Source organism: Geodermatophilus sp. SYSU D00691 (assembly GCF_054050275.1).
In genome coordinates this window covers 1-17,550 of record NZ_JBJGYZ010000018.1, presented here as the reverse complement: position 1 = coordinate 17,550, position 17,550 = coordinate 1, and the positions used below count along the sequence as shown (strand labels likewise).

At 75.6% G+C, this 17,550-nt stretch carries 19 protein-coding genes; 8 read left to right on the top strand and 11 right to left on the bottom strand.

Annotated elements, in window-relative coordinates; all coding sequences use genetic code 11:
• Positions 1–13 precede the first annotated feature (13 nt).
• The 3 genes from ACI797_RS14395 to ACI797_RS14385 all read left to right on the top strand — a co-directional run bounded on the left by ACI797_RS14395 (position 14) and on the right by ACI797_RS14385 (position 3,567).
• Positions 14–1,402, top strand: a complete 1,389-nt coding sequence (locus ACI797_RS14395; RefSeq protein ID WP_456859364.1) for an NAD(P)/FAD-dependent oxidoreductase — start codon at positions 14–16, stop codon at positions 1,400–1,402.
• Positions 1,403–1,424: 22 nt separating this feature from the next.
• Complete coding sequence (locus ACI797_RS14390; RefSeq protein ID WP_456859363.1) at positions 1,425–2,318, top strand: ketopantoate reductase family protein; 894 nt, start codon at positions 1,425–1,427, stop codon at positions 2,316–2,318.
• A 103-nt stretch (positions 2,319–2,421) separates the two neighbouring features.
• A complete protein-coding gene (locus ACI797_RS14385; protein ID WP_456859362.1) occupies positions 2,422–3,567 on the top strand; it encodes an AI-2E family transporter in 1,146 nt (381 codons plus the stop codon).
• On the opposite strand, the gene ACI797_RS14380 is transcribed toward ACI797_RS14385, so the two are convergent.
• From ACI797_RS14380 to ACI797_RS14370, 3 genes are read right to left on the bottom strand one after another with little or no spacing between them, the layout of a single operon-like run.
• Entirely contained in the window at positions 3,489–5,108 is a 1,620-nt protein-coding gene (locus ACI797_RS14380; protein ID WP_456859361.1) for an alpha/beta fold hydrolase, read from the bottom strand. The genes ACI797_RS14385 and ACI797_RS14380 overlap by 79 nt on opposite strands.
• An 8-nt stretch (positions 5,109–5,116) precedes the next feature.
• On the bottom strand, positions 5,117–5,431 hold the full coding sequence (locus ACI797_RS14375) for an AzlD domain-containing protein (protein WP_456859360.1): 315 nt from the start codon (positions 5,429–5,431) through the stop codon (positions 5,117–5,119).
• Positions 5,428–6,132 (bottom strand): AzlC family ABC transporter permease, encoded by a 705-nt coding sequence (locus ACI797_RS14370; protein ID WP_456859359.1) that lies wholly within the window; start codon positions 6,130–6,132, stop codon positions 5,428–5,430. Before ACI797_RS14370 ends, ACI797_RS14375 begins: the two co-directional genes overlap by 4 nt.
• A gap of 146 nt (positions 6,133–6,278) precedes the next feature.
• Between ACI797_RS14370 and ACI797_RS14365 the strand changes: the two genes are divergently transcribed.
• Entirely contained in the window at positions 6,279–6,893 is a 615-nt protein-coding gene (locus ACI797_RS14365) for an N-acetyltransferase family protein (RefSeq protein ID WP_456859357.1), read from the top strand.
• Here the strand turns inward: ACI797_RS14365 and ACI797_RS14360 are convergent.
• The 8 genes from ACI797_RS14360 to ACI797_RS14325 are packed head-to-tail and all read right to left on the bottom strand — an operon-like array spanning position 6,881 to position 13,936.
• Positions 6,881–7,360, bottom strand: coding sequence for a heme-degrading domain-containing protein (locus tag ACI797_RS14360; RefSeq protein ID WP_456859356.1), 480 nt, complete (start codon positions 7,358–7,360; stop codon positions 6,881–6,883). The genes ACI797_RS14365 and ACI797_RS14360 overlap by 13 nt on opposite strands.
• Before the next feature lie 33 nt (positions 7,361–7,393).
• Positions 7,394–8,533, bottom strand: coding sequence for a M24 family metallopeptidase (locus ACI797_RS14355; protein WP_456859355.1), 1,140 nt, complete (start codon positions 8,531–8,533; stop codon positions 7,394–7,396).
• Entirely contained in the window at positions 8,530–9,531 is a 1,002-nt protein-coding gene (locus ACI797_RS14350; RefSeq protein ID WP_456859354.1) for an amidohydrolase family protein, read from the bottom strand. The genes ACI797_RS14355 and ACI797_RS14350 overlap by 4 nt, the downstream gene beginning before the upstream one ends.
• Positions 9,528–10,682 carry an LVIVD repeat-containing protein gene (locus tag ACI797_RS14345; RefSeq protein WP_456859353.1) on the bottom strand — a complete coding sequence of 385 codons (1,155 nt, stop codon included), beginning with the start codon at positions 10,680–10,682 and terminating at the stop codon, positions 9,528–9,530. Before ACI797_RS14345 ends, ACI797_RS14350 begins: the two co-directional genes overlap by 4 nt.
• A complete protein-coding gene (locus ACI797_RS14340; protein WP_456859352.1) occupies positions 10,679–11,749 on the bottom strand; it encodes an alpha/beta hydrolase family protein in 1,071 nt (356 codons plus the stop codon). The genes ACI797_RS14345 and ACI797_RS14340 overlap by 4 nt, the downstream gene beginning before the upstream one ends.
• A complete protein-coding gene (locus ACI797_RS14335; protein ID WP_456859350.1) occupies positions 11,746–12,498 on the bottom strand; it encodes a sulfite exporter TauE/SafE family protein in 753 nt (250 codons plus the stop codon). Before ACI797_RS14335 ends, ACI797_RS14340 begins: the two co-directional genes overlap by 4 nt.
• Entirely contained in the window at positions 12,495–13,655 is a 1,161-nt protein-coding gene (locus ACI797_RS14330) for a UxaA family hydrolase (protein WP_456859349.1), read from the bottom strand. The genes ACI797_RS14335 and ACI797_RS14330 overlap by 4 nt, the downstream gene beginning before the upstream one ends.
• On the bottom strand, positions 13,652–13,936 hold the full coding sequence (locus tag ACI797_RS14325) for a UxaA family hydrolase (RefSeq protein WP_456859347.1): 285 nt from the start codon (positions 13,934–13,936) through the stop codon (positions 13,652–13,654). The genes ACI797_RS14330 and ACI797_RS14325 overlap by 4 nt, the downstream gene beginning before the upstream one ends.
• Positions 13,937–14,106: 170 nt before the next feature.
• Between ACI797_RS14325 and ACI797_RS14320 the strand changes: the two genes are divergently transcribed.
• From ACI797_RS14320 to ACI797_RS14305, 4 genes are read left to right on the top strand one after another with little or no spacing between them, the layout of a single operon-like run.
• Complete coding sequence (locus ACI797_RS14320; RefSeq protein WP_456859345.1) at positions 14,107–15,075, top strand: C-terminal binding protein; 969 nt, start codon at positions 14,107–14,109, stop codon at positions 15,073–15,075.
• Positions 15,072–15,848 (top strand): creatininase family protein, encoded by a 777-nt coding sequence (locus ACI797_RS14315; protein ID WP_456859344.1) that lies wholly within the window; start codon positions 15,072–15,074, stop codon positions 15,846–15,848. Before ACI797_RS14320 ends, ACI797_RS14315 begins: the two co-directional genes overlap by 4 nt.
• Entirely contained in the window at positions 15,845–16,924 is a 1,080-nt protein-coding gene (locus ACI797_RS14310) for a Gfo/Idh/MocA family protein (RefSeq protein ID WP_456859343.1), read from the top strand. Before ACI797_RS14315 ends, ACI797_RS14310 begins: the two co-directional genes overlap by 4 nt.
• A gap of 11 nt (positions 16,925–16,935) precedes the next feature.
• Positions 16,936–17,307: a cupin domain-containing protein gene (locus tag ACI797_RS14305; protein ID WP_456859342.1), complete on the top strand. Its 372-nt coding sequence runs from the start codon at positions 16,936–16,938 to the stop codon at positions 17,305–17,307.
• Positions 17,308–17,550: the final 243 nt, after the last annotated feature.

Genomic DNA, 17,550 nt, shown 5'->3' with positions numbered 1-17,550 from the left:
GCAGGCTGGCGACGTGCCCCAGGATCGCCGTTCCCTGTCGCTCTGGCACGCCACGCTGCCCGAGGGCGAGCTGGACCGGCGGCGGCCGCCGCTGCCCGGCGGCACCGAGGCCGACGTGGTGGTCGTCGGCGCCGGCTTCACCGGGCTGTGGACCGCCTACTACCTGGCCCGGCGCGACCCCGGGCTGCGGATCGTGGTCCTGGAGGCCGAGTTCGCCGGGTTCGGCGCCTCCGGCCGCAACGGCGGCTGGGTGTCGGGGCTGCTGCCGGTGTCGCTGGAGACGGTGGCCGCGGCGTCCTCGCGCGACGCGGCCCTGGCCTGGCAGCGCGCCGCCGAGGCCACCGTCGACGAGGTGCTCCGGGTGGCGGCGGACGAGGGCATCGACGCGCACGCCGACAAGGGCGGCTACCTCCGCCTCGCCACCTCCGAGCTGCAGGCGCGGCGGCTGCGGGCGGCGGTCGCGCGGGCGCGCGAGTGGGACCTCGGCGAGGACGACCTGCGCTGGCTCTCCCGCGCGGAGCTGCGCGAGCGGGTGGCCGCCGACGGCGCCTTCGGCGCCACGCACACCCCGCACTGCGCCGCCGTCCACCCGGCCCGGCTGGTGCGCGGGCTGGCCGACGCCGTCGAGCGGCGCGGCGTCGTGCTGCACGAGGGCACGCCGGTGACCGGGATCGAGCCGCACCGGGCCCGCACGCCGCACGGCGACGTGCTCGCCCGGGTGGTGGTCCGGGCGACCGAGGGCTTCACGCCGGCCCTGCCCGGCGCGCGCCGCGCGCTGGTGCCGGTCTACTCGCTGATGCTGGCCACCGAGCCCCTGCCCGACGACTTCTGGGCGGAGACCGGCTGGGCGGGGCGGGAGACCCTCAACGACGACCGCCGGCTCCTGGTCTACGGCCAGCGCACCCGCGACGGCCGGATCGCCTTCGGCGGCCGCGGCGCGCCGTACCGCTTCGGCTCGCGGATCGACCCGGCGTCGGAGCGGGCCCGTGGCGTGCACGAGCAGCTGCGGCGCAGCCTCGTCGAGCTCTTCCCGGCGCTCGCCGACGCGACGATCACCCACCGCTGGGGTGGGCCGCTGGGCGTGCCGCGGGACTGGTGGCCGTCGGTCACGCTGGACAGGGCGACCGGGCTCGCCGCGGCCGGCGGCTACAGCGGGGACGGCGTCGCGCTCACCAACCTCGCCGGGCGGACGCTCGCCGACCTGATCTGCGGGGACGACACCCCGATCACCCGCCTGCCGTGGGTGGGCCACCGGTCGCGGCGCTTCGAGCCCGAGCCGCTGCGGTGGGTGGGCGTGAACGCCGGCTTCCGGCTGGCGGCGCTGCTCGACGGCCGGGAGCGGCGCACCGGCCGCCCGGCCACACTGCTCGACCGGGCGATGACGGCGCTGACGGGCCACTGACCCCGGCGCTACGGTGCCCGCCGTGGACGCCGTCGCGGTGCTGGGTCCGGGTGGGGTGGGCGGGCTGCTGGCCGCTGCCCTCGCCCGGCGGGGGACGGCGGTGACCTGCCTGGCCGGGGCGTCGACGGTCGCCGCCCTCGCCGAGCGCGGGATCGCCGTCCGCAGCGGGCTGCTGGGCGACTTCGCCGTCCCGGTCGCCGCGGCCGAGCGGCTCGCGGACCCCGTGGACGCCTGCCTGGTCACGGTCAAGGCGACCCAGCTCGACGCCGCGCTCGACCGGGTCCCGGCCGACGTGCTCGGCGGGGCGCTGCTGGTGCCGTTCCTCAACGGCGTCGAGCACATGGCGGTGCTGCGCGAGCGCTACCCGGGGGCCGCGGTCATGGCCGGCACCATCCGGGTGGAGGCCAGCCGCGTGGCGCCGGGGGAGGTGCGGCACGACAGCCCGTTCGTCCGCGTCGAGCTGGCCCCGGCGGCCGCTCTGCGGGGCCGTGCCGAGGAGCTGGCCGCCGACCTGCGCGCCGCCGGCGTCGACACCACCGTCGTGGACGACGAGCGGGCGGCGCTGTGGGGCAAGCTCGCGTTCCTCGCCCCGTTCGCGCTGCTCACCACGCACGAGGCGGCGCCGGTCGGGGTGGTCCGCGACCGCCGTCCCGACGACGTCGCCGCCGTCGTCGGGGAGGTGGCCGCCGTCGCCCGCGCCGAGGGCGTGCCGGTCGACCCGGACGGGATCGTCGGGTTCTTCGCCGGGCTGCCCGCCGGCATGCGCTCGTCGATGCAGCGCGACGCCGAGGCCGGCCGGCCGCTGGAGCTGGAGGCGATCGGGGGAGCGGTGCTCCGGGCGGCCGCCCGCCACGGGGTCGCCGTCCCGCGCACCGAGCGGCTGGTCGGCGAGCTCCGGGCCCTCCGGGCCCGCTGACCGGGTCGCCGGGGCCGGGCGGGCGGGACGGTGCATCCCCCTCCCCGGTGACCTCCGGGCGCGTCCCCTGCCACGGGCCGGGTCGGGGATCTAGCGTGCCGCCGTGGCAGGGAGCGCAGCGGACGGGGGCGGGCCGGGCACCGCCGGACGGCGGGAGCCGCCGTGGCTGCGCCGCGCGCTGCTGCTGGTGCTGGCGGCGGTGGCGGCCTACCAGGTGGTGCTCTGGGCGTTCACCAACCTGCGCGGCTTCCTCGGCCTGCTGTTCCTGGCCTGGCTGTTCGCGATCAGCATCGAGCCGGTCGTCGCCGCGCTCGTGCGGCGGGGCGTGCGCCGCGGCGGGGCCACCGGGATCGTGCTGTCCGCGCTGGTCGTCCTCACCGTCGGCTTCTTCGCGGTGTTCGGCGCCCTGCTGGTCGACCAGGTCGCCGCCCTGGTGCGGGCGCTGCCCGACGTCGTCCGGGACGTCGTCGACTGGGTCAACCGCAGCTTCGACACCGACCTGGCGGCCGGGGACGTCGTCGACTCGCTGCAGCTCACGCCGGAGCGGATCCAGGACCTGGCGCAGGACCTCACGCCGGGACTGGTCGGCGTCGTCACCACGCTGATCGGCGCCCTCTTCCAGACCTTCACCTTCCTGCTGTTCGCCTACTACATGTCCGCCCAGGCGCCGGCGCTGCGCCGCAGCGTCGCCCGCCGCTTCCCGCCGCGGCAGCAGCGGGTCATCTCGACGGTCTGGGAGATCGCCGTGGAGAAGACCGGCGGCTACGTCGTCTCCCGGCTCGTCCTGGCCGTGGTCAGCGCGGTCGTGACCGCCGTCGTCCTCCTGGTGCTGGGCGTGCCGTTCTGGCTGCCGCTGGCGCTGTGGACCGGCCTGGTCTCCCAGTTCGTCCCCACCATCGGCACCTACCTCGCCATCGGCCTGCCCGCCCTGGTCGCCCTCGCCGTCGACCCGTTCGACGCCCTGTGGGTGGTCGTGTTCGGCACCGTCTACCAGCAGGTCGAGAACTACCTGATCGGGCCGCGGGTGACCGCCCGCACGGTGAACATCCACCCGGCGGTCGCGCTCGGCTCGGTCATCGCCGGGGCGTCGCTGTTCGGGGCGCTGGGCGCCCTGGTCTCCATCCCGGTCGTCGCCGCGATCCAGGCGGTCGTCGAGACCTACGGCCGCCGCTACGAGCTCGTCACCGACGACGCCGCCGAGGAGCCGCCCGAGCCGCCGAGGAAGGCCCGCACCTCCCGGAGGAAGTGAGCGAACGCCGGCTCGTCGGCCCGCAGGATGTGGTTGCGGCTGTCGAGCGCCACCAGGCGGCTGCCGGCGATGGCGGCGTGCAGCTCCTCGGCCTCCTCGAACGACCAGACGAGGTCACCGCGCGGGTGCAGGACCAGCGTCGGGACGTCGAGCTGCCGCGCGGCCGCCGAGGCGTCGAGCCGCCCGAACGCGCTCCACAGCCGGAAGGCGTTCTCCGGCGAGGTGGAGCGCCGCTGCAGCCGGTCGAACGCCCGCCACAGCTCCACCGGGCCGTCGGGGAGGAAGCGGGCGTCGTAGACCGAGTGGAAGCCGGGCGTCTCCGAGCCCCACGACACCCGCAGCAGCTGGCCGAGCGCCACCAGCTCGCTGCGCAGCGCCGCGCTCGCCCGCGGCCACAGCGCCTGCGCGCAGGTGCCGTACACGACCAGGTGCGAGACGCGCTCGGGGTGCCGGGCGGCGTAGGTGACGGCGATCGGCCCGCCCTGCGAGAGCCCGAGGAGGGGGAACCGCTCGAGGCCGAGGGTGTCGACGACGGTCTCCAGGTCGCGCACCCAGGCCTCGAGCGTGAACGAGTCGGCGTCGACGTCCCGGTCGGACAGGCCGCAGCCCCGCTCGTCGTAGCGGACCAGGGTGTGGTCGCGGGACAGCTCCCGCCACCAGTGCGACCAGACCGGGCTGCCCCAGTCGTGGTCGAGGTGGGTCAGCCAGTTGGCCACCTTGACCAGCGGTGGCCCGCTGCCGCTCGTGGCGTAGGCCAGTCGGACGCCGTCCGAGGCCCGGCAGGAGCCGAGGGTCTGGCGGGCCAGCGGGGCCTCCCGCGGCGCGGGGCGGGCGCCCGGCCGGGGCGGCAGGCGGTCGGGGCCGCCCAGCGCGCCGGCGCGCAGCGCCCGCCCCTCCGCGCTGAGCCCGATGCCCAGCTCCTCGCGCAGCACCGACTCGATGCGGGCGATCTGCCGCAGGGCACCGGACCGGTCGCCGGCGGCCAGCAGCTCGCCGGCCAGCCCGAGCGCAGCCGGCTCGTCGGTGGGGTCGGCGGCCACCAGCTCGGTCCACCGGCCGGCCACCCGGAGCAGCTCCCGGCGCAGCCGGGCGTGGTGCTGGCGCGGGCCGTCGGCCCACGGCGCGTACGGCTCGTCGGGCAGCAGCTCGCCGGCCCAGGTGTCGAGCGCCCGCACCGCGGCCGCCGCGTCGCCGGCCTTCAGCGCGGCCCGCGCGGCCGCCTCGAAGGCGGCCGCGTCGACCTCCACGTCCTGGCCGGGGAACAGCGACACGAGATCCTTGCGGAGGACGACCCCGTCCGCGGCGCCCAGGGCGCGGCGGGCGTAGTGCGCCGCCTTGTGCAGGGCGTTCGCCGCGTCCTCGGGAGCCGAGTCGGGCCACAGCGCGTCCATCACCCGCTCGCGGTGCAGCCGGTGTGCCGGCGCGAGCGCCAGCAGCCCGACCAGCGCCGGGGCGCTGCGCCGGGCGAAGGCGGCGGCGTCGACGGGGCGCCCGTCGACCTCCGCGGCGAAGCCGCCGAGCAGGCGGACCCGCACTCCCACGCCCGCGGTCATACCAGGGCGGCGCCCAGCGCCACCAGGGCGTAGACGCCCCCGCCGGCGAGCACGACCCGCACGATCGAGCCGCCGCGCCACGCGACGACCCCGCCCACGGCCAGCGCGGCGAGCACCGCGGGGTCGGGCCCGCCGCTGCCGCCCGCGACGCTCAGCACCACCAGCGCCGCGATCGCCCCCGCGGCGGCGTGCCGCAGCACGGCCGCCGTCCGCTCGCCCAGCCCGGTCCGCTCGACGACGACCAGCGGCAGCAACCGGAACACCAGGCTCACCCCGCCGACCACCAGGACGGCGGTCCAGACGGCGCTCACGACCGCCCCCGCTCCGCCAGCCCGCCGGCCAGCGCCGCGGCGGCCATGGCGGGCAGGACCTCCGCACCCGGGACCACCGCCGAGGCCACCAGGGCCGTGGCCGCGCCGGCCGCGACCGCGGCGACGCCGCCGGGCAGCCGCAGGTGCGGGACGACCAGCACGACCAGGCACAGCGGGACGGCGACGGAGAGGTGCGCGGCGAGACCGTCGACGCCGCCGACCACCATCCCGGCGCTGATGGCGACCATCCAGCCGACGGCCATCGCGATCGCGGCGCCGGCGTAGTGCGCCAGCGCGCCGGCCGGCGGGGCCCCGGAGCGGCGGCGCTGCTCGGCCACCGCCCACGTCGGCTCGACGATCGTCGCGGCACCCAGCACCTTCGCCCACAGCGGGGCACCGGTCCACAGCGCGGCCAGCCCACCGCTGTACACCAGCAGCCGGGCGTTGACGAGGACGGCGACGGCGACCGCGGTCCACAGCGCACCGCCGTCGCCCAGCAGCTGCAGCAGGGCGAGCTGGGCGCTGCCGCTGAAGACCAGCAGGCTGCCGAACCAGGCGGCGACCGGGTCGGCGCTGGCGCCGACCGCGGCGCCGACGGTCAGGCCGAAGGGGGCCAGGCCGATCACCAGCGGTACGCACGCACGCGCACCGGCCAGCAGGTCGGCGCCCGTGCGGACGGGAGGGGACGTCGTCGAGGTCATGGGGCGAGGGTCGGGCGACCGCCTTCCGGTGGCCTTCCGCGGCGTCCGCCCCGGGCCCGCCGCGCGGAAGGTCCGCGAAAGACGCCGTCGGCAGCCTGGTCCGCAGCCCGGCAGCCTCCCCGATCCGCCGGGCGGAGGAGACGGAGATGATCACGCTCACGACGGCCGCCGATGGGATGCCGTCGCTCGAGGTCGCCGGCCGGCGGGGCCTGTCGCTGCCGCGGGTCGTCGTCCGTCCGCTCGCCGACGGCGAGACCGGACCGGTCCAGGCGGTCTTCGACGGGATGTCGGCGCACTCGCGCCGGATGCGCTTCCTCGCGCCGATCCCGGCGCTGCTGCCCGCGGTGCTGCGGGCGCTGACCGACGTCGACCACGACCGGCACGGGTGCTGGGTCGCCGAGGTCGACGGCGAGCCGGTCGGCATCGGGCGCTACATCCGCGACAGGGACGACCCCGAGCTGGCCGAGGTGGCGCTGGAGGTGGTCGACCGCTACCAGGGGCTGGGCATCGGCCGGCTGCTCGTCGACGTCGTCGGGGTGGCCGCGGGCGACGCCGGCGTGCGCTCGCTGCTCTGGCTCATGGACGCGCACAACCTCAAGGTCCGCCGGCTGGCCGCGCCGCTGCACGGCCGGTTCGCGCTGGACGGCGACGAGCTGGAGGGGACGACGCCGCTGCCGGTCGTGCCGGAGGTCGAGGCCGCCCGCATCGCCCGGTGCGCGCGGATCGCCCGCTGCCGAGCCGCGACGCGTCAGGCGGCCTGACGGGCCAGGTGCTCGCGGAGGGCCGCGACGACCACGCGGTGGTCCTGCAGCTGCGGCAGACCCGAGACGACGACGGCGCCGACCGGGCCCACCGACCGGACGAGGACCGGGAAGGCGCCGCCGTGCGCGGCGTACTGCTGCGGGTCGAGGCCGAACTCCTCCTCGAAGGTGGTGCCGCGCTCGACGCTGGCCTGCCGCACGTACAGGCTGCTGTGCCCGAAGCGCTGCACCACCCGCGTCTTCCGCTCGATCCACGTGTCGTTGTCGGGCGTGGCGCCGGTCAGCGCCGCCTTGAACAGCCCGTGGCCGTTGCGGGTGATCGCGATCGCCACCGGCAGCCGGTCGCGGCGGGCGGTGGCCACCAGCGCCGAGCCCAGCTCCCACGCGTCGTCGTTGGTGAACGAGGTGAACTGCAGCTCGGCCTCCTCGGCGGCGAGCTCGGCGACGGTGGGGAAGGGTTCGGCCATGCGCCCTTCCTACCGGTCGCCGTCCGGGGGTTCCTAGCGCGGGCCGCCGCGCAGCAGACCCGGCGGGAAGGCGTGCAGCGAGCGGGCGCCGTCGGCGGTGATCTCGAACAGCTCGCCGGTCTGCACCCCGGCCCGCAGGTCGGGCGTGACCACGTTGGGCTGGACGACGACGGTCATCCGCTCGGCCAGCGGTTCGGCGTGCACCCCGGTCGCCGGGCCGCGGTGGCTGAGCACCGGTGGGAGGTAGCCGCCGCCGAAGCCGTGCACGAGGTCGTCGAGCGTGGTGAAGCCGGCGCCGGGGACGACGTCGGCGGCCGCGAGCAGCTCCGCCGGCAGCACCCCGGGCCGCAGCCGGGCGGCGATCCCGGCCAGCGCCGCCTCGGCCACCTCGTGCAGCTCCCGGTACAGCGGCGTCGGGTCGGCCTCGACGGCGACCGTGCGCAGCAGCTGCCCCGGGTAGTCGCTGCCCCAGCTGGTGGACAGCTCGAAGAGCACGACCGACCCGGGCTCCAGCCGGCGGTCGGTCGGCCACTGCGCCGGCGCCGGGCGGTCGGGGTCGGCCATGGAGGTGGCCGCCACGTAGTGGATGTGGTTGGTCGCCCCGGTGCGCACGTAGGAGCTCTCGACGGCGGCGACCAGGTCGAGCTCGGTCGCGCCCGGGACGGCGGCGGCGACCAGGGCGGCCGCCGAGGCGTCGGTGAGCGCCGCCGCGTGCCGGAGCACCGCCAGCTCCTCGTCGCTCTTCACGCTGCGCAGCCGGGTGTGCTGGGCGTCCAGCGGCACGACGGCGCCGAGGCCGATCAGGGCGTCGTGCATGCGCACCGGCACCGGGCCGATCGTGCCGATCCGCCCGACCGGGCCGCCGGCCCGCAGCGCCGCGACCACGGTCTCCTCGGTGCGCTCGCCGACGCCGTCGACGTCGGCGTCCCGGGCCAGCCGGCGGGCGTTGGGCACGTGGTTCGGGAAGCCGACGAACAGCTGCGGCCGCCGGCCGGGCCGCAGGACGACGACGGCCTCCCGGGTGACCGGCCAGCCGGTCAGCCACGGGACGGCGCTGCCGAACCGGTTGGCGCCGTACACGACGACGGCGTCCAGGCCGAGCGCCACCGCGACCTCCTCGACCCGCCGGCGCCGGTCAGCGAGCTCGGCGTCGCTGAACGACGGCCCGCTCACCGCGCGATCCCGTCGAGGACCGCGGCGATGTTGCCCTGCAGGATCGCGTGCCGCTGCCGGTCGTCGAGGTCGGCCACGGCGGCCAGCGCGCGCACCGGTTCGGGCTCGCCCATGACGAACGGGTAGTCGCTGCCCAGCACCACCCGGTCGGCGCCGACGACGTCGACGAGGTGGCGCAGCGACCGCGGCGAGTGCAGGACGGTGTCGAAGTAGACCGAGCGCAGCCACTCGCCGGGGGAGCGGGTGAGGTGCTCGGCCGCCCCGCGCGCGCCGGTGGCGTAGGCGCGGTCCCACCGGCCCACCTGGTAGGGCGCGAACCCGCCGCCGTGCACCACGCACAGCCGCAGCCCCGGGTGGCGCTCCAGCACGCCGCCGAAGAGCAGGTGCCCCAGCGCGATCGTCGACTCGGCCGGGTTGCCGACCAGGTTGGCGAGCCCGTACCGGGACACGTTCCGCCCCGCCAGCGAGGCGTACGGGTGGACGACGAGCAGGCAGCGCAGCTCCTCGGCGCAGGCCCAGAACGGCTCGAGCGACGGGTCGTCGAGCTCGGCGCCGTCCACCGTCGTCGCGATCTCGGCGCCCACCATGCCGAGCGCCTTGACCGCGGTGAGCAGCTCCTCGGCGGCCCGTTCCGGCGCCTGCAGCGGCACGGTCGCCAGGGCCCGGAACCGGTCGGGCGCCTCGGCCACCGTGGCCGCCAGCCCCTCGTTGAACATCCGCGAGTACCGGGCGCCGACGTCGGCGTCGAGGGCGTAGGCGGTCAGGTCGATCCAGCTCGACAGCAGCTGCACGTCGACGCCGGTGGCGTCCATGGCCGCCAGCCGGCGGGGGAGGTCGAGCAGCCCCGGCACCATCGGCCGGGTGCGCACCCGCCCGGCGATGGTCGCCGCCCAGCGGCCGTCGGCCTGCGCCACCTCGATGCCGTGGCGCCCGCCCTCGGCGCGCAGGGTCTCCAGCACGCCGACCGGCACGCAGTGGGCGTGGACGTCGGTGGTCACAGCGCGGCGTCCCGCATCCGCGCGGCCAGCTCGTCGTCGGCCTCCAGGCGGTAGACCCCACCGGTGACCCGGTCGGTGACCCAGATGTCGAACCCCGCCCCGACGAAGACGTCGTTGATCTGCGGCGCCTGCTGGCCCGGCGGCGTGTCCGGCACCCAGTGCGCGACCTCGACCGGGTGCTCTGCGTCGGCGACGTCGTAGACCCGCAGGCCGGCGTTGAAGTACGTGCAGAACACCAGGGTGGCGCTGCGGTAGGTGCCCGGCCGGTTCTCGTGCAGGTTGTGCGGGCCGAAGCGCAGGCCGTGGTCGTAGAACTCGTCGGGCGGCGGCGGGCAGATCCCGACGACCCGGGGGGCGGTCGGGTCGGCGACGTCGACGATCCGCGCGTAGTGCGGCTCCCCGGTGCGGCCGTCGGTGACCACCTCGTCGGTGACCACCAGCAGGTCGCGGCCCGCCAGGGGCAGGCAGGTGTGGGTGTCCCCGCCCGGTTCCCAGTTGAGCGTCGCCAGCTGCTTGGGGTTGGACCGGTCGGCGATGTCGAGCACCACCAGGCCGGCGTCGCCGTAGCCGAGGTAGGCGCGGTCGCCGTCGACCAGCGCGTGGTGCGCGGCGTAGCGCTTCCCGGCCGGCCAGGTCGGCTCCTCGCCGTCCCGCTGCCCGGGCCACCACCAGCGGCCGGCCTCGACCGGGTTGCGCGGGTCGGCCAGGTCGACGACCACCCAGATGCGGTCGCCGAAGCCCTCGGGGATCGCGGAGACGTAGGCGTAGCGGCCGCCCTCCCAGACGATGCGGTGCACGCCCTTGCCGGTGGAGTCGAACCAGCCGACCTGCTGCGGGTCGAACGGGTCGGCCAGGTCGTAGACCGCCATGCCGGCGCTGTACGGGTCGCCGCCGCGGAACTGCTCGTGGTTGACCAGCAGCAGGCCGTCGGCCACCTGCACCTTGTGGGTGTGGCTGCCGTGCGGCGCCCGCCACTGCTTCACCAGCCGCAGCCGCGTCGGGTCGGAGGCGTCGAGCACGCTGGTGCCCATGCCGCTCGGGCCGAAGTGGCCGACGTAGACGGCGTCGCCCTCGCGCATGACCTGCATGCCGTCGCCGTAGCCGCCCAGAACGTCCTGCGCGACGGTGCGCAGGTGCAGTGCATCGGTCACAACGTGCCTCCCAGTCGGTCGGAGACCCAGTCGGCGACGGCCGGTCGCACGACGGGGGCCAGGTTGTTGCACGAGTGGTTGCCGTCCGGCTCCAGGCGCACGGTGCCGCGCTCGCCCAGCGCGGCGCCGATCCGGTGCGCGTGCCCGGCGCGGATGATCCGGTCCTGCTCGCCGTGCACGACCAGCACCGGCACCCGCAGGCGGTCGAGCGCACCGTCCAGCGTGACGTCGGCCAGCAGCGCGCGGGCCTGCTCCTCGTCGTCCGCGCCGACGAACTCGCGGAAGCCCTCCCGGGTCACCTCGGGCAGCTCGCCGAACGCGTGCAGGTCGTAGGGCCCGGCGATGTCGACGACGGCGCGCAGGCCGGGCAGCCGGGTCGCGTGCCGCAGCGCCAGGTAGCCGCCGAAGCTGGTGCCGACGACGGCGACCCGCCGGGTGTCCACCCCGCGGAACCCGGCGATCGCCTCGCCGACGCAGGCCACCGCCGTCCCGTAGAGCTCGTCGCGGAACGGTGCTGACAACGCGCCCTCGCCCTGCCCCGGCCCCTCCACCGACAGGGTGGCCACGCCGCGGCGCAGGAAGTACGGCTCGTAGGTGCTGAACTGCTCCTTGGTCGACTCCAGACCGGGCAGCAGCACCGCCAGGCCGGGAGAGCTCGCGCCGCGCGGCACGCGCAGGTAGCCGACGACCTCCCGGCCCTCGCCGTACGGCACCACCGTGCGGACGGCGGGCGGGTCGAGCAGCGGTGCCGCCTCCCGGTAGACCGCGGCCATGCGGGCCTGCAGCGCGGCGCGCCGCGGCCGGTCGTCGGTGAGCACGAACTGGGCGAACTGCAGGGTCAGCGCCGTCCGGCGCAGGTGCTCGGCGGCGGTCACCCGGTGCCCAGCGGCGAGGGCGGCGCGGCCGAGCTCCTCGTACCGGTCGGCGGCCTGCGTCCACGCCGGCGCCCAGTCGGCCCAGTCGTCGACGGCGGCGAGCGTGCGCCGCAGGTCGAAGAAGTCGATGCCGTTGGCCAGGAAGCGCGGGTACCAGTGGGCGACGACCGCCTCCACCTTGGCGTCGGTCATGCGCTGCCTCCGGCGAAGGTGTCGTGCAGGAGCGAGACCACCGACGCCGCCAGGAGAACCAGGACGACGCGCTGGAAGGTGCGGGGCGAGAGCCGGCGGGCGGCGGCCGACCCGAGCGGCAGGAACGGCAGGATCGGCAGCAGCGCGAGCAGGCTCTCGACCAGCCGGGACGGCGTGTAGAGGCCGACGGCGGCCAGGGTGACCGCCTGGACGGCGGCGAAGACGAAGAACAGCGACGACAGCGCGAAGACGTACGCGCGCGGCGGCAGGCCGAAGCCGTGCAGCCAGGTGGTGAGCAGCGGGCCGGAGATGCCGGTGGCGCCCTGCAGCCCGCCGGCCACCAGCCCCACCGGCGGGCTGGCCACCCGGGTCACCCGGGCCGGGATGGTGAAGCCGGGCCGCAGCAGGGCCACGGTGATGTAGCCGATGATGACCACGGCCAGGACGCCGGAGAGGATGCGCCCGTCCAGCGAGGTGAGCAGGAACGTGCCCGCGACCGCGCCGACCGTGCCGGCGACGAGCATGCCGGGCAGGTCGCGGGTGCGCCCCGCCTCGGCCCGGTGCGTCCACACCAGCCAGCCGTTGGCGACCACCCCGGGGATCGCCATGACCACCACCGCGTGCTCCACGCCGAGGAAGATCGCCATCACCGGGATGGCGATCTGGGGGAGACCGCCGCCGGTCGCGCCCTTGACGAACGCGCCGGCGGCGATCGCCACCACGATGACCGCGAGGTCGACAGCGCTCACGCAGTGCGGTGCAGGCGCGTGAGCACGAACTCCTTGTGACCCAGGACCTCCGCGGCGCACCAGCGGCCGCTGGCCGTCGCCACGACGACGTCCTCGGTGAGGTCGGCCGCCTGGTCCAGCGTCATGTCGGCGGTGATCAGCGGCGAGACGTCGAGGTCGACGTGCTCGCTCATCGTGCGCACCGTCTTCGGGTTCGCGGTCAGCTTGAGCACCGGGACGATCGGGTTGCCGATGATGTTGCCCTGGCCGGTGGTGAACAGGTGCAGCGCGGCGCCGCCGGCGGCGAAGAGGGTGACCGACTCGGCGGCCGCCGAGGAGGTGTCCATGAAGTGCAGGCCGCGGCGGGTGGGCGCCTCGGCCATCTCGAGGACGCCGTCGATCTTGGCCTGGCCGATCTTCTGGATGTTGCCGAGCGCCTTCTCCTCGATCGTCGTCAGCCCGCCGGCGATGTTGCCCTCGGTCGGCTGCGAGCCGAGCAGGTTCGCCTCCTGCTCGAGGATGATCCGCTGGTGCTCGTCGAAGAGGCGCTGGAACTTCTCCCGCTGCACCGGGTCGGTGATCCGGTCGGCCACGATGTGCTCGCCGCCGGTGAGCTCGGAGGTCTCGCCGAAGAAGAACGTGCCGCCGGCGCTGCTGAAGCGCTCGGCGAACCGGCCGATCGTGGGGTTGGAGCCCAGGCCCGAGGTGGTGTCGGACTCGCCGCACTTGGTGCTGATGACCAGGTCGGTCAGCGGGATCTCCTCCCGCTGCAGCGCGGTGGCGTCGTGCACCATCTGCACCGCCGCCCGGCTGGCCAGCTCGATGATCTTCAGGTCGCCGAGGCCCTCGATGGAGAAGGCCGCGACCGGCTTGCCGGTGGCGGCGATGCCGTCGGCCACCCGCTTGGTCCAGTTCGGCTCGATGCCGATGACCACGGCGGCGGCGACGTTCGGGTTCGCGCCGGTGCCGATGAGCGTGCGGAAGTGCAGGTCGAGGTCGGGGCCGAACTGCAGCCGCCCGTAGGGGTGGGGGAGGGCCGTGGTGCCCTGGACGACCTTCGCCACGGCCTCGGCGGCGGCGTTGGAGATGTCGTCGATCGGCAGGATGACCACGTGGTTGCGGCAGCCGACGCTGCCGTCGGCGCGGCGGTACCCGAGGAACGTACGTCCGGCGCTCATGCCCAGCGCTCTCCCTTGACGTTGTGGACGTGGACGTGCTCGCCGGCCCGGATGTCGCGGGTGGCCCGGCCGATCGAGATGCCGTACTTGACGACCTGCTCGCCGGCGGGGAGGTCGCGCAGCGCCACCTTGTGACCGAGCGGGACGGGGTCGAGGACGTCGAGCTGCAGGGGCTGGCCGTTGGACTGGATCTTCCCGGGCACGGCCTGCCCGGGGTCGATGTCCTGCACCGCGACGCCCACGACGTCGTCCGGTGCGTGGACCAAGAAGCTGTGCGCCATCGCGTTCCTCCCAGGCTGGCTCCGGTGCCGCGCAGGCTCATACAAACGTATGCGCAGCGATTGTCAAGGAGTCCGCACCATGGGCGCGAAACCGCGCGTGAACGGGCAGGCTTGACGTGCGCAAACGATTGGGCAACAGTGGCGCCGTCGTCGTCCCGGAGGTGGTGTGCGTGACATCCCGCACGGTCGCGGTGCTCGGCACGCGCTACGCCGACCTGGCGATCGAGGAGGAGGTCCTCGGGCCGCTCGGGGTCGACCTGGTGCTCGGCGACGGCGGCAGCGCCGCGGAGATCCTGGCCGTCGCCGCCACCGCCGAGGTGGTGCTCGCCGGGTCGCGGCCGCGCTTCGACGCCGCCGTCCTCGACGGGCTGCGCTGCCGCGGGATCGTGCGCTACGGCATCGGTGTCGACACCATCGACCTCGACGCGGCGCGGGACCGGGGGATCGCCGTCGGCCGGGTCGCCGACTACGGCACCGAGGCGGTCGCCGTGCACGCGGTGTCGGCGGCGATGGCGCTGTTCCGCCGGCTGCCCGACGCCGACCGCACGGTGCGTGCCGGCGGCTGGGGCGTGGCCGGGCTGCGCCCGCTGCACCTGCCGAGCGCCTCCACCGCCGGTGTCGTCGGGTACGGGCGGATCGGCCGCCAGGCGGCCGGCTACCTGCGCGCGCTCGGCTTCGCCGTGGTCGCCCACGACGAGTACGTCGACGTCCCGCCGGGGGACGGCGTGGCGTCGGTGCCGCTCGAGGAGCTGCTGGCCACCAGCGACGTCGTCACGCTGCACGCGCCCGGCGATCCGTCGGGGCGGCCGCTGCTGGGGCCGGCCGAGCTGGCCGAGATGAAGCCCGGCAGCGTGCTGGTCAACACCGCCCGCGGATCGCTGGTCGACCTGCCGGCGCTGCTCGAGGGGCTGGCCGCCGGCCGTCCCGGGTGGGCCGCGCTCGACGTCTACCCGTCCGAGCCGGTCGACGCCGCGGTGTTCGACCCGGTCGCCGAGCGGGTGCTGCTGACCCCGCACATGGCCTGGTACACCGACGAGTCGGAGGCCGACATGCGCCGCAAGGCCGCCGACGAGGCCGCCCGGCTGCTGCGCGGCGAGCCGCTGCGCGATCCCGTCGTCGAGGGAGGGGTGCGGGCATGAGGTACGACCTGGCCGACATGACGAGCCCGGAGGCGGCCGAGGCCGTCGCCCGCTCGCGCACCGCCGTCCTGCCGATCGGCAGCATCGAGCAGCACGGGCCGCACCTGCCCAACGGCACCGACACCTTCGCCGCGGAGCTGGTCGCCCGGGAGGTGGCCGACCGGCTCGACGCCGTCTACGCGCCGTTCGGGCCGTACGGGGTGACGCCGATCCACGCCGGGCACCCCGGCACGGTCACGCTGCGGCGGGAGACCTTCGAGGCGCTGCTCACCGACATCTGCACCGAGCTGATCCGCATGGGCGTGCAGACGTTCGTGCTGGTCAACTGGCACGAGGGCAACATCGCGTCGATGAACGCGGTCGCCACCGACCTGCAGGACCGCTTCGACTGCACGTTCGTCGCCGCGCAGGCCTGCTACGTCGCGCAGCGGCTCTACCGCGACGAGGGCGGCGAGCTGACCCACGGCGGCGGCATCGAGACCCTCGCCGTGCTGGCCCACGACCCGGCGCTGGTGAAGGCCGAGCGGGCCGGCGAGCCGACCCGCCCGCCGGGCGCGCTGGAGATGGACGCCATGCGCCGCTCGCACGAGGTCTACGGCTTCATCACCGACGTCTCGGAGCTCGCCTCCGACGGCTGGTACGGCAACCCGCGGTGGGCCACGCCCGACCGGGCGGCCACGTTCACGAAGGTCGTCGCCGACGGGGTGCTGGAGCTCCTCGACGTCGTCCTGAAAGCCCGCGACATCCGATCCGACGGAAGGCAGGATTCGTGACCCAGGACAGCTCCTCCACGGACAAGGTGCGACTGGCATCGGTCGGGCTCGGCCGCTGGGCCCGCGTGCTGGCCCGCGGCATCCAGCGCGGCGACGCCGTCGAGATCTACAGCTGCTTCAGCCGCGACGAGGCGAAGCGGACGGCGTTCCAGGAGGAGTTCGGCGTCCCGAACACGGCGTCGTCCTACGAGGAGCTGCTGGCCGACCCGGGGGTCGAGGGTGTGCTCGTGACGACGCCGAACGACACGCACATGGACGTGATCATCCAGGCGCTGGAGGCGGGCAAGGCGGTCTACACCGACAAGCCGATCGCGCACACGCTGGAGGACGCCAACCGGATCGCCGCCGCGGTCGCCGACACCGGGCAGGTGTTCGCCGTCGGGCACAGCTCGCGCCGGCTGTCGGGCCACCGGGAGATGAAGCGCTGGCTCGACGACGGCCGGATCGGGCAGATCTCGCTGGCCGAGGCGAACTTCTCCAACGAGCGCGGTCTCGAGCTCACCCCGCAGACCTGGCGCTACTACGCCGACAAGAGCCCGGGCGGGGCGTTCATCCAGCTGGGCGTGCACCACGCCGACACGCTGCAGTTCCTGCTCGGCCCGGTGAAGAGCGTGACCGCGCACGCGCGCAAGCTCTACACGAAGTCCGAGGTGCCCGACGCGGTCATGGCGATCCTCGAGTTCGAGAGCGGCCCGCTGGGCTACATCGGCACCGGCTGGGCGTCGCCGGGCGTCTACACGATGAAGCTGCTCGGCACGAAGGCCAACCTGATGTACGACCTCGACTTCACGCACTGGGACGAGTCGCACCTGGCCGACGACTGGTCGTCGCTGAAGTCCCAGTTCTACGGGGAGTCCGAGCGGCAGAAGGTCGAGCTGCCGCGCACCGACATGTTCCGCGAGCAGCTGGAGGAGTTCGGGCTGGCGATCCGCGGGCAGGCGACCGTCGAGGTCGGCGCGGTGGAGGCGGTGCGCGCGCTGGGCGTCGTCCGGGCGGTGCTCGAGTCCTCCAAGCGCAACGGCGAGGCGGTGCTCGTGCAGGAGGTCATCGAGAAGGTCGGCGTCGAGGGTTCGTAGGGATCCCGCCCATGCCCGTCGTCCGGGCCGGGCAGCTGGACTTCGTCCCGCTGCCCGGTCGCACGTCCGCCGACCCGCTGCCGGCCGGCCTCGCCGTCGGCGCGAGCGCCCGCGTGGTGCGGATCGCGCCCGGCCCGCGCACGCCGCACGTCCACCCGCACAGCGCCGAGCTCGTCTACGTCGTCTCCGGCACCGGCACGGCGTGGGAGGACGACGTCCCCTCCGCCGTCGGCGCCGGTGACCTGGTCGTCCTCCCGCCGGGGGTGCCGCACGCGACGGTCGCGTCGGGGACGTCGGACCTCGTCCTGGTCTGCTTCTTCCCGCACCCCGACCTGCGCGCCAACCTCCAGGAGCTCCCCGGCCCGGAGCGCACCGCCCTCTGAGATCTCTTCCGACGGAAGAGCCCCCGGACAGCACTCGGCGCCGCCGGTGATGTGCGCCGATGGCGCGTTCCGGCGGGAGAACGCGCCAGATCTGCACATCGCGGCCGCATGGAGTGGGGGGGGGGGGGGGGGGGGGGGGCGGGGGGCCCCCCCCCCCCCCCCCCCACCCCCCCCCCCCCCCCCCCCCCCCCCCCCCCCCCCCCCCCCCCCCCCCCCCCCCCCCCCCCCCCCCCCCCCACCCCC

Bases quoted from the DNA above. Each gene is read 5' to 3' on its own strand.
- ACI797_RS14370 (WP_456859359.1), bottom strand. From the start codon at position 6,132: ATGACCTCGACGACGTCCCCTCCCGTCCGCACGGGCGCCGACCTGCTG.
- ACI797_RS14365 (WP_456859357.1), top strand. From the start codon at position 6,279: ATGATCACGCTCACGACGGCCGCCGATGGGATGCCGTCGCTCGAGGTC.
- ACI797_RS14360 (WP_456859356.1), bottom strand. From the start codon at position 7,360: ATGGCCGAACCCTTCCCCACCGTCGCCGAGCTCGCCGCCGAGGAGGCC.
- ACI797_RS14340 (WP_456859352.1), bottom strand. From the start codon at position 11,749: ATGACCGACGCCAAGGTGGAGGCGGTCGTCGCCCACTGGTACCCGCGC.
- ACI797_RS14330 (WP_456859349.1), bottom strand. From the start codon at position 13,655: ATGAGCGCCGGACGTACGTTCCTCGGGTACCGCCGCGCCGACGGCAGC.
- ACI797_RS14325 (WP_456859347.1), bottom strand. From the start codon at position 13,936: ATGGCGCACAGCTTCTTGGTCCACGCACCGGACGACGTCGTGGGCGTC.
- ACI797_RS14315 (WP_456859344.1), top strand. From the start codon at position 15,072: ATGAGGTACGACCTGGCCGACATGACGAGCCCGGAGGCGGCCGAGGCC.
- ACI797_RS14305 (WP_456859342.1), top strand. From the start codon at position 16,936: ATGCCCGTCGTCCGGGCCGGGCAGCTGGACTTCGTCCCGCTGCCCGGT.